Annotated in this window: 1 protein-coding gene; it reads right to left on the bottom strand. The window is 41.3% G+C overall.

The features are described 5' to 3' along the window. The coding region (locus AFK68_RS00115; RefSeq protein ID WP_094670676.1) for a pitrilysin family protein at positions 1-1,256 on the bottom strand (1,256 nt) is incomplete at its 3' end. Positions 1,257-1,322 lie beyond the last annotated feature (66 nt).

Here is a 1,322-nt window from a genome sequence, read left to right as displayed (position 1 = left end):
GATAAATATTTCAATGCTGCTTGTTGAATATCTGATGAGTCAAACGCCTGAATATTCTGAGGATAATTGAGCGCAGGTGCTATGTCTCCCACTATTGACTGATAGTAACCATATAAATTTGCCCGATCACTTGGTGTTTCATTCGCAAAAATAAACCTATTCGCCACCAATGTCCGAATACGTTTAATTTCTGTTTCTGTCACCGACTCTTGTTGGATAGTATAAATGTGGTGAGCGATCGCTGCTTCGACTTCAGCTAAATTTTCTTCTGGCAGTCTAGCAGAAATATAGAAAACGCCCTGATGACAATGACTCATGTTACTCACCCCAATAGAAGAAACTAAACCTCGTTCTTCCCGTAAGTCACGCACCAGACGAGATGTTTTCCCCCGACTCAAAATAGTTGCCAACACATCTAAGGCATAAGTTTCATGTAATTCAGTTAACCCAGGTACGCGCCAAAACATCATTAACCTTGGTTGCTGAAGAGCTTCATCTACCACTTCATGGCGAACTATTTCTGTAAAAGGTGACTCTGGTGTTAGATTAATATTAGGTGGCAGTGGTATTTTTGGAGTATTTCGACTATTGTCAGCTTCTGTAAATGAGTCTGTGACAATATCAATTAATTCCTCCACTGGTAAATTTCCCACTACAGCAGCAGTCATAGAATTTGGTTGATACCAACTCTGGTGAAAGTCGCGCATTTGTTGAGCTTGTAGTTGAGAGATAATTTCTGCCAGACCTAATACTGGGCGACGATAAGGTAATTTTTCAAAAGCAGTTTCAATTACCTTTCGGAAACAACGACGGTTAGGGTTATCATCTGAACGCCGAATTTCTTCAAGTACAACAGAGCGTTCTCGTTCAAAAGCATCATCAGCAATACTGGGGTTGAGGAGTACCTCCCATTGCAAAGGTGCTAATTTAGCAAAGTCTTTGGGAGCGGTGGTGATGTAAAAGTGGGTATAGTCTTGACTGGTGGCAGCATTCATTACGGCGCCTTGTTGTTCCACTAAACGTTCAAATTCGCCACTGGGAAGTTTAGGGGTGCCTTTGAAAATTAGATGTTCGAGAAAATGGGCCATTCCGTTGATTGATTCAGATTCTAAGGCAGACCCAACGTTAAGCCAGATATTCAGGTTAACAGCTTCAACTGGCAGATGTTCAGCGATGATGGTTAGTCCATTTGGTAGTTGACGAATGGTGGGGGTATTGAGATGTGGGAGGGTTGGTGGGACTAAAGTTGAGGTCATTCTTGATTATATCTGTCGTTTATCTTCAACTATATATAGCAGAAAGTAGAATTCAAGAATTAACAG

This window comes from Hydrocoleum sp. CS-953 (assembly GCF_002260545.1).
Classification (GTDB): Bacteria; Cyanobacteriota; Cyanobacteriia; order Cyanobacteriales; family Microcoleaceae; genus Trichodesmium.
The sequence above is the reverse complement of the archived record's forward strand: the minus strand, read 5'-3'. Positions and strand labels throughout refer to the sequence as shown.